This window comes from Saccharomonospora iraqiensis subsp. iraqiensis (assembly GCF_000430445.1).
GTDB classification, from domain to species: Bacteria; Actinomycetota; Actinomycetes; order Mycobacteriales; family Pseudonocardiaceae; genus Saccharomonospora; species Saccharomonospora iraqiensis.
The window spans coordinates 19,762-28,562 of the sequence record NZ_KE387097.1 but is presented as its reverse complement, the minus strand read 5'-3'; the positions used below and the strand labels follow the sequence as shown (position 1 = coordinate 28,562).

The 8,801-nt window shown below is 73.8% G+C and carries 12 protein-coding genes; 10 read left to right on the top strand and 2 right to left on the bottom strand.

The features are described 5' to 3' along the window. Positions 1-329: hypothetical protein (locus tag ACTIR_RS26670; protein WP_052583876.1), on the bottom strand; the 329-nt coding region annotated here is incomplete at its 3' end. A 36-nt stretch (positions 330-365) separates the two neighbouring features. Between ACTIR_RS26670 and dapE the strand changes: the two genes are divergently transcribed. The 7 genes from dapE to ACTIR_RS0113600 all read left to right on the top strand — a co-directional run bounded on the left by dapE (position 366) and on the right by ACTIR_RS0113600 (position 5,344). After that, a complete protein-coding gene (gene dapE, locus ACTIR_RS26665; RefSeq protein WP_026454703.1) occupies positions 366-1,442 on the top strand; it encodes a succinyl-diaminopimelate desuccinylase in 1,077 nt (358 codons plus the stop codon). A gap of 16 nt (positions 1,443-1,458) precedes the next feature. Next, positions 1,459-2,274: an LOG family protein gene (locus ACTIR_RS0113625; protein WP_026454702.1), complete on the top strand. Its 816-nt coding sequence runs from the start codon at positions 1,459-1,461 to the stop codon at positions 2,272-2,274. Next, complete coding sequence (locus tag ACTIR_RS0113620; RefSeq protein WP_026454701.1) at positions 2,274-2,843, top strand: LOG family protein; 570 nt, start codon at positions 2,274-2,276, stop codon at positions 2,841-2,843. Before ACTIR_RS0113625 ends, ACTIR_RS0113620 begins: the two co-directional genes overlap by 1 nt. Positions 2,844-2,983: 140 nt before the next feature. Then, positions 2,984-3,934 carry a glucosyl-3-phosphoglycerate synthase gene (locus ACTIR_RS0113615; protein WP_026454700.1) on the top strand — a complete coding sequence of 317 codons (951 nt, stop codon included), beginning with the start codon at positions 2,984-2,986 and terminating at the stop codon, positions 3,932-3,934. Positions 3,935-3,961: 27 nt separating this feature from the next. Further along, positions 3,962-4,288: a DivIVA domain-containing protein gene (locus tag ACTIR_RS0113610; RefSeq protein ID WP_026454699.1), complete on the top strand. Its 327-nt coding sequence runs from the start codon at positions 3,962-3,964 to the stop codon at positions 4,286-4,288. After that, entirely contained in the window at positions 4,281-4,733 is a 453-nt protein-coding gene (locus tag ACTIR_RS0113605) for an SRPBCC family protein (RefSeq protein ID WP_026454698.1), read from the top strand. The genes ACTIR_RS0113610 and ACTIR_RS0113605 overlap by 8 nt, the downstream gene beginning before the upstream one ends. Then, the gene (locus ACTIR_RS0113600) at positions 4,730-5,344 is read left to right on the top strand and encodes a DNA-3-methyladenine glycosylase I (protein WP_026454697.1); all 615 of its coding nucleotides are present in this window, start codon (positions 4,730-4,732) and stop codon (positions 5,342-5,344) included. Before ACTIR_RS0113605 ends, ACTIR_RS0113600 begins: the two co-directional genes overlap by 4 nt. Before the next feature lie 104 nt (positions 5,345-5,448). On the opposite strand, the gene ACTIR_RS0113595 is transcribed toward ACTIR_RS0113600, so the two are convergent. Then, positions 5,449-6,243, bottom strand: a complete 795-nt coding sequence (locus ACTIR_RS0113595; RefSeq protein WP_026454696.1) for an enoyl-CoA hydratase-related protein — start codon at positions 6,241-6,243, stop codon at positions 5,449-5,451. 187 nt (positions 6,244-6,430) lie between these two features. On the opposite strand from ACTIR_RS0113595, the gene ACTIR_RS25020 reads away from it, so the two are divergent. The 3 genes from ACTIR_RS25020 to ACTIR_RS0113580 form a co-directional block, all read left to right on the top strand. Further along, entirely contained in the window at positions 6,431-6,598 is a 168-nt protein-coding gene (locus ACTIR_RS25020; RefSeq protein ID WP_007025343.1) for a DUF3117 domain-containing protein, read from the top strand. Positions 6,599-6,708: 110 nt separating this feature from the next. Further along, entirely contained in the window at positions 6,709-8,208 is a 1,500-nt protein-coding gene (locus ACTIR_RS0113585) for a leucyl aminopeptidase family protein (protein ID WP_026454695.1), read from the top strand. An 87-nt stretch (positions 8,209-8,295) separates the two neighbouring features. Next, positions 8,296-8,801: MFS transporter (locus ACTIR_RS0113580; protein ID WP_154663756.1), on the top strand; the 506-nt coding region annotated here is incomplete at its 3' end.

Below are 8,801 nucleotides of genomic sequence, written 5' to 3'. Positions count from 1 at the left end.
CAGCCGTTCGCACGGTAGGCGCGCACCCCGGCGTCGAGGTCGTCCGCGGCCTCGGCCAGGCCGGGGCCCGCGTCGAAGCCCCGTGCGGTGCCCGGGACGTTCGAGAGCTGGGTGACGTACTTCTCACAGTTCGGCGGGTAGACCTCGCCGGGGGCGCGGAAGCAGTCGTCACCCGTGATGGCCTCGAGCTTCACGTCCAGCGCGCCGGGGCCGGGATCCTGTCCCTGGCCCTCCGGCATCGGCCCCGCCTCCCGGGAACACCCCGCCAGCACGACCAGCAACGCGGCGGCGACCAGCGGTCTGCGTCCGACGACCGAGTTCCTACGCACACCTCCACCGTAGCCAGCGCGCGGTACGGTGCGGACATGCCCTCGCTCGACCCGCGCTCCGACCCGGTGGACCTCACCGCCGCCCTCGTCGACATCGCGAGCGTCTCCGGCGCCGAGGCCGACCTCGCCGACGCCGTCGAGCACGCGCTGCGCACCCGGGCGCCGCACCTGGAGGTGGTGCGCGACGGCGACGCGGTCCTGGCGCGCACCGCGCTGGGCAGGCCGTCGCGGGTGGTGCTCGCGGGCCACCTGGACACCGTTCCGGTGAACGACAACCTGCCGTCGCACCGCACCGGATCGGGTGAGGACGAGGTTCTGCACGGGCTCGGCAGCGTGGACATGAAGGGCGGCGACGCGGTGTTCCTGCACCTCGCGGCCACCCTCACCGAGCCGCGGCACGATGTCACGTTCGTGTTCTACGACTGCGAGGAGGTCGAGGCCGACCGCAACGGGCTCGGCCGCATCGAGCGGCAGCGCCCGGACTGGCTGCGCGGCGACCTCGCCGTCGTGGGGGAACCGTCGAACGCGGTGATCGAGGCCGGCTGCCAGGGCACCATGCGGGTCGAGCTGCGCACCGGGGGCGTCCGCGCGCACACCGCCCGGGCGTGGATGGGGGACAACGCCGTGCACGCGCTGGCCGAGCCGCTGCGCAGGCTGACGGAGTACCGGCCGCGGACGGTGGAGATCGACGGCCTCACCTACCGGGAGGGCCTGCAGGCCGTGCGGGTCGGCGGCGGGGTGGCCGGCAACGTCGTGCCGGACGAGGCCGTGCTGGCGGTGAACCACCGGTTCGCCCCGGACGTGTCCGCCGAGCGGGCGGAGGCCCACCTGCGGGAGGTGTTCGACGGCTACGAACTCACCGTCGTGGACCGCTCCGCCGGCGCCCTCCCCGGGCTGTCCTCCCCGGCGGCGGCCGAGCTGGTCTCCGCCGCGGGCGGGCGGGTGGCCCCCAAGCTCGGCTGGACGGACGTGGCGCGGTTCGCCGCGCTCGGCATGCCCGCCGTCAACTTCGGCCCCGGCGACCCGACCCTGGCGCACACCCGCGGGGAGCGGGTGGCCACCGCGGAGATCCGCCACGTGGCCGAGGTACTCGGATCGTGGCTGGGCGCGTGAGCCTACGCTGGGCGTTGTGACCGAACCGACCCGTGACGCCGGAAACGGCGACCGCCAGTCCGAGACCGGGGCCGACGACCGGCACCCGCACGAGAAGCGCCTGGGGCCCGTGCTGTTGCGCCGGGACCGGGAGGAGGCGTCCGAGGCGTCCACCACCGACCAACGGCTGCTGGACTCGCGCGGCCCGAGCGACTGGGTGCACACCGACCCGTGGCGGGTGCTGCGCATCCAGGCCGAGTTCGTGGAGGGCTTCGGCGCGCTCGCCGAGGTGCCGCGCGCGGTGACCGTGTTCGGCTCGGCCCGCACGGCGCGTGACGACCCCGAGTACCAGACCGGGCGGGAGATCGGCGCCGCACTGGCCAACGCCGGGTTCGCCGCGATCACCGGCGGTGGCCCGGGGGCGATGGAGGCGGTCAACCGGGGTGCGTCCGAGGCGGGGGGCCTGTCCATCGGGCTGGGCATCGAACTGCCGCACGAACAGGGCATCAACGCCTGGGTCGACCTCGGGGTGAACTTCCGCTACTTCTTCGCCCGCAAGACGATGTTCATCAAGTACTCGCAGGCGTTCATCTGCCTGCCGGGCGGGTTCGGCACCCTGGACGAGCTGTTCGAGGCCCTGACGCTGGTGCAGACCAAGAAGGTCACGAAGTTCCCGGTGGTGCTGTTCGGCTCCGCGTACTGGAAGGGTCTGTATGAGTGGGTGCGGGACACCGTGCTGGCCCAGGGCAAGGTCAGCGAGCGGGAGGCCGCGCTGCTGCACGTCACCGACGACATCGACGACGCGGTGGGCGTGGTGCTGGAGGCGTACAAGGCATGGGAGGAGACGCACTAGTGCAGCGACTCTGCGTGTTCTGCGGGTCGTCGTCCGGCAAGGACCCCGGCTACGCCGCCGACGCGGCGGCACTGGGCACGATGCTGGCCGAGCGCGGGATCGGTGTCGTCTACGGCGGTGGTCAGGTCGGGCTCATGGGCACCGTGGCCGACGCGGCGCTGGCCGCGGGCGGCGAGGTCACCGGGGTGATCCCGGAACACCTGATGCGGGCGGAGATCGCCCACCACGGGCTCACCGAGCTGCACGTCGTGGCCGACATGCACGAACGCAAGGCCACGATGGCGCGGTTGTCCGACGGGTTCCTGGCGCTGCCCGGCGGGGCGGGCACGCTGGAGGAGCTGTTCGAGGTGTGGACGTGGGCCCAGCTGGGGCTGCACACCAAGCCGGTGGGGATGCTCGACGTGCGCGGGTACTACAGCAGGCTCGCCGAGTTCCTGGACCACACGGTGACCGAGGGTTTCCTCAACCACGCCACCCGCGACCTGGTCACCATCGACCCGGACCCGCACACCCTCCTGGAAGCCCTCACCCACCACACCCCCACCCCCATCGACAAGTGGGCCGTCTGACCCGGCGCCGGTCACGTCGCGTGTCGGCGTGAGGGGCACTTTCCCTGCGCGGGACGCAGCGGATGTGCCCCTCACCGCGCCCCGGGCCGGGAAAGTGCCCTTCACGGCAACACCCGGGCGGGCGTGACACGATCGGGGGTATGGACGGGGAGTGGTTCCGGCGGCGGACCTGGCAGTGGCCGTCGTGGGGGGTGGACGAGCTGGTGCGGGCCAAGGGGCCACGCTCCGTGTCCGTGGTGTTGCCCGCGCTCGACGAGCGGGACACCGTCGCCGACGTCGTGGCCTCCGTCCGGCCGCTGGTCGGCACGCTGGTCGACGAGCTCGTCGTGGTCGACTCCGGCTCGTCCGACGACACCCCGGCCGTCGCCGCCGACGCCGGGGCCACCGTGGTGCACCGCGAGGACGTGCTGCCGGAGTTCGACCCGGTCCCGGGCAAGGGCGAGGTGCTCTGGCGCTCCCTGGCCGCGACCACCGGTGACCTGGTCGTGTTCCTGGACTCCGACCTCGTCGACCCGGACCCGGCGTTCGTGCCCGCCCTGCTCGGGCCGCTGCTCACCGAACCCGGGGTCGAGCTGGTCAAGGGTTTCTACCGCAGGCCGCTGCGCGTGGAGTCGGACGAACTCGGCGCGGGGGGCGGCCGGGTGACCGAACTGCTGGCCCGGCCGCTGTTGTCCGCGCTGCGTCCGTCCCTGTCCGGCCTGGTGCAGCCGCTGGGCGGGGAGTACGCGGCACGCCGGGAGCTGCTGGAGTCGGTCCCGTTCGCCGCCGGGTACGGCGTGGAGCTCGGACTGTTGCTCGACGCCGAGGCCCGGTACGGCCTCGACGCGCTCGCCCAGGTGAATCTGGGCGTGCGCAAGCACCGCAACCGGTCGCTGCTCCAGCTCGGCGTGATGGCCCGGCAGATCCTCGGGACCGCGCTGGACCGCTGCGGCCCGGCCCCCTCCGGAGGCGGTGGCGATCTCTCCCCGTCGGACGTCGCCGCCGAGCTGACGCAGTTCGTGCAGGTCGCGGGGGAGTGGGTGCCGGACGTGGCCACCGTCCGGCTGGCCGACCGGCCCCCGATGCGGGAGGTGTCGGCGCGGCGCACGTGAGGGGCGCGGGTATGTCACGATCGGATCGTGACCACCGCCCTGATCTATCTCCTCGTGATGCTGCTGGTGGCGGCCGTGGTGTTCCTGCTCGCCTCCCTGGTCTTCGGGCGGGGCGAGGAGCTCGCCCCGCTGGCGCCGGGGAGCTCGCCCACGCGGCTGCCCGCCGAGGACGTCACCGGCGAGGACGTGGCCGCCACGAGGTTCCAGATCGTCGTGCGGGGCTACAAGATGTCCGAGGTCGACTGGGTGCTGTCCCGCCTGGGCACCGAGATCGACGACCTGCGCGAGCGGGTCACCGAGCTGGAGGGCCGGCTCGAACGGGGCGACGCGACCGCGGGACGGCGCGATGAGTGACGTGGCCGTCTCGGTGGAGGTCGCCGCCCCGGCGGGCACCACCTGGCTCGCGCTGACCGACTGGGAGCGGCAGGGCGAGTGGATCGTGGGCACCGACGTCCGGGTGGTGTCCGGCAACGGCCGCAGCACCGGGTCCCGCATCGAGGCGTTCACCGGCGTCGGTGGGGTCGGGGTCACCGACACGATGGAGATCACCACCTGGGAACCACCGGTGCGCTGCACGGTGCGCCACCTCGGCCGGGTCGTCCGCGGCACGGGCGCGTTCCACGTGCAGGCACGCGGCCCGCAGCGGTCGACGTTCGTGTGGTCCGAGGAGCTCGACCTGCCGTTCGGGCCGGTCGGCAAGGCCGGCTGGCTGCTGGCGAAGCCCGCGTTCGTGCTGGGGCTGCGCCGGTCGCTGGACAATTTCGCCCGCTTCGCCGAGTCGTACGAGGTGGGCCGGTGAGCGCCGGACCGGCGCCCGGACCGCCCGCGGAGCTCGTCGGTGCCGACGGCGTCGTCCGCTGCGCGTGGGGCAACACCGCCCCGGACTACGCCGCGTACCACGACCACGAGTGGGGGGTCGAGCTGCACGGCGAGGCGGCGCTGTTCGAGCGGTTGACCCTGGAGGGATTCCAGTCGGGGCTGTCCTGGCTGACCATCCTGCGCAAACGGGACGGCTTCCGGCGCGCGTTCGCCGACTTCGAGCCGTCCCGGGTCGCGGCCTTCACCGAGGACGACGTCGCCCGGCTGCTGGTCGACCAGGCCATCGTGCGCAACCGTGCGAAGATCCGTGCGACGGTGACCAACGCCCGCGCGGTGACCGCGCTGGACGTCCCGCTGGACGAGCTGCTGTGGTCGTTCGCCCCCGACCCGGCCACCCGGCGCCGCCCGCGCACGATGTCCGACGTCCCGGCGACCACCCCGGAGTCGACGGCGATGGCGAAGGCGCTGAAGCGGCGCGGCTTCGTCTTCGTCGGCCCCACCACCTGCCACGCCCTGATGCAGGCCACCGGCATGGTCGACGACCACGTCGAGGCCTGCTTCCGCGCGGGGTCACCTCCCGTTGTGCCGTGAGGGGCACTTTCCCTGCGTGTGACGCAGCGAATGTGCCCCTCACGGCACCGAACGCAGGGAGAGTGCCCCTCACGGCAACACCCGGGTGGGCGGGTGGGTGGTGGTCACTTTCCGCGGAAGTGCGGGGTGCGTTTGTCGACGAAGGCTTCGACGGCTTCGGTGTGGTCGGCGGTGGCGCCGAGTTCCGCCTGGGCGGTCTCCTCCGCCGCCAGGGCCTCCCGCAGGGTGCTCTCGGCCGCGCCACGCACCGTGCTCTTGATCCTCGCGTACGCCGCCGTCGGCCCCGCGGCGAGTTTCGCCGCGACCGCGTGCGCCCGGGTGGCCAGTTCGTCGTCCGCCACCACCTCGCTGACCAGGCCGATCCGCAGTGCCTCGGCGCTGTCCACCGTGCGGGCCAGCATCATCAGCTCCATCGCCCGCCCCTGGCCGACCAGCCGCTGCAACGTCCACGACGCGGCGGAGTCCGGGCCGAGCCCCACGTTCGCGAAGGCCATCAGGAAGGTCGCCGAGCTCGCCGCCAGACGCAGGTCGGCCGCGTACGCGAACGCGGCCCCCGCCCCGGCGGCGGGACCGTTGACGGCGGCGACGACCGGTTTCGGCATCTCCGTGATCGTCGTCACGATCGGGTTGTAGTGGTCGCCGACCGTCCGCAGCGGCGCCTCGTCGCCGGACCGCAGCATCCCCACGTGTTCCTTCAAATCCTGCCCGGCGCAGAACGCCTTGCCCGCGCCGGTGAGCAGCACCGCGCGCACCGCCGGGTCGTCGGCGGCCTCCCGCAACGCCGCCAGGAGCTGCTCCTTCAACTCCACGGTCAGCGAGTTGTACGCCGAGGGCCGATCGAGCGTCAGGGTGCGCACCCCGTCCGCGTCGGCCCGCTTCAACACGTCCTCTGTGGTCACCGAATCCTCCGTTGTCGTTGCCGACCGCGAGTGTGACAGGAGCGTGAAGCGCATACCAGCGGCGATGGACCGCCGTTAAGATCGGTCCGCGTTCGCGGCCCACTCCGCATGGGGGACAATGGAACAGACCCGGTTGCTTTGGCGAGCGCGACCCGGGCGCGCTGGTTCACAACGGAGGGAGCACGCTATGGCGGCCATGAAGCCCCGGACCGGTGACGGTCCCCTCGAGGTGACCAAGGAGGGGCGGGGCCTCGTGATGCGCGTGCCGCTCGAGGGCGGTGGGCGCCTTGTCGTCGAGCTGACGGCCGAGGAGGCCAACGACCTGCACACGGCGCTGCAGGAGGCCGTCGGCTGACAGCGGTGGCAGCCGGTCGGCGGTGTCCCCCCGGCCGACGACCGCATCCGTCCGTTGCCCCGAGCCGGGACCCGCTCGGCCCGGCTCGGTTCGTTGTGCCTGGAGGTCCTGTGGCGCGCTCGCCGTTCCCGTCCGTACCCACCCGATCGGTCGACGTCCTCGTCACCGACACCGCCCGCCGGGGCACCCCCCTGGCCGAGGTGGTCGCCGAGGGGGAACGAACCCCGCACGACGCCGTGCTGGACGACCTCTCGGCCACCCGTGCGCCCGGCGAGGTGCAGGTACTCCCCGGGTCCGAGGGTCCCGGGTGGCTCGTCGGCGTGGGCGCGGGCGGCCCACGTTCGTACCGTACGGCCGGGGCGGCGTTCGTGCGAGCGGTGCAGGCGGCCGCCGGAGCGGAGGCCGACGCGGGTGGCCGACCCGCCGTGACCGTCCAGGTCCGGCTCCCCGCGGAGGCGACCGTCGACGAGTACGCCGCGTTCACGACCGGTGTCGTCCTCGGCGGCTACCGCTTCCGCGTCACCGGCACCGAGGATCCGCCCCGTCCGCGCCGGATCCGGCTGCTGACCGACCGTGCCCGCACGGACGGCCGTGCCGACGCGGGCCGTACCGACGCGGGCCGTACCGACGCCGTGGCGCGGGCGGTCACGACGGCCCGCGCGACCGCGCTGGCCCGCGATCTGGCCAACGCTCCCTCCAACGTGAAGACACCGGACTGGCTGGCCACGACGGCGGAACGGGTCATGGCAGGGACCGCGGGCCTGTCGGTGACCGTGCGCGACGAGCGTTGGCTCGCCGACAACGACTTCGGTGGCGTGCTCGCCGTCGGCGGCGGGTCGGCGAGCCCGCCGCGCCTCGTCGAGGCCACCTACCGCCCCCGCGACGCCCGTACACACCTGCTGCTGGTCGGGAAGGGCATCACCTTCGACAGCGGCGGGATCTCCGTCAAGCCTGCCGCGGGCATGCACCTGATGCGCACCGACATGTCCGGTGGTGCGGCCGTGCTCGCCGCGGTCCGCGCGATCGCCGCGCTCCGGCTGGACGTACGGGTCACCGCCCTCGTGCCCGCCGCCGAGAACATGATCTCCGGCTCCGCCTTCCGCCCCGGCGACGTCGTCCGGCACCACGGCGGGCGGACCAGCGAGATCGAGAACACCGACGCCGAGGGCAGGCTGGTGCTCGCCGACGCGCTCGCCTACGGCGCGGCCCGGTACCGGCCGGACGCCGTCGTGGACGTGGCCACGCTGACCGGGGCGATGAAGGTGGCCCTGGGACTGCGCACCGGGGGGCTGTTCGCCTCGGACGACGACCTCGCCACCCGCGTCGCGGAGGCGGGCGCGCGGACCGGCGAGGCGTGGTGGCGGATGCCGCTGTCCGACGAGCACGCCCCCGACGTGGCCGGGGACCTGGCCGACGTGCGGCAGGCACCGCCCGGCCCCGGTGGCATCACCGCGGCGCTGTTCCTGCGCGAGTTCACCGCGGGCCTGCCGTGGGCACACCTGGACATCGCCGGGCCCGCGCGGGCGGAGACCACCTACGCCGAGGTCGTGCCGGGCGGTACCGGTTTCGCCGCCCGGACCCTCGTCGAACTGGCGGCCTCCTACACCTGAGCACCCGCACCGGGAGGCGGCGGCGGCCGTGTCGTCCGCGTCACCACGCGGTGGCCGGAATCAGTTAGCCATGCTTACGGTCGGGGCGTGACCCCTCTCGCGCGGGAGCGTGCCGCCGACGTCCGCCGGATCACCGTCGCGGTCGCCGCGGCGGGGATCTGCTCGTTCGCGCTGCTCTACGCGCCGCAGCCGGTGCTGCCCCAGCTCGCCGCCGAGTTCGGTCTCGACCCCGGCGGGGCCTCGCTGGCCGTGTCGGTCGGCACCGGGGCGCTGGCCGTGGCGGTGCTCCCGGTGGCCGTGGTCTCCGAGATGGTGGGCCGCCGTCCGGTGATCCTCGCGTCGGTGTCGGCCTCGGCCGCGCTCGGACTGGCCCTGGCGTTCGCGCCGAACTACGAGGTGCTGCTCGCGTTGCGGGCCCTGCAGGGGGTCGCCATCGCGGGCTTCCCCGGTGTCGCCGCCGCCTACCTGGCCGAACAGCTCGGCAGTGCGGGGGTCGCCGGGGCCGTCGGCGCCATGATCGCGGGGAACACCGTGGGCGGGATGCTCGGCAGGCTGGTCAGCGGCGCCGTCACGGAGTCGTGGGGATGGCACGG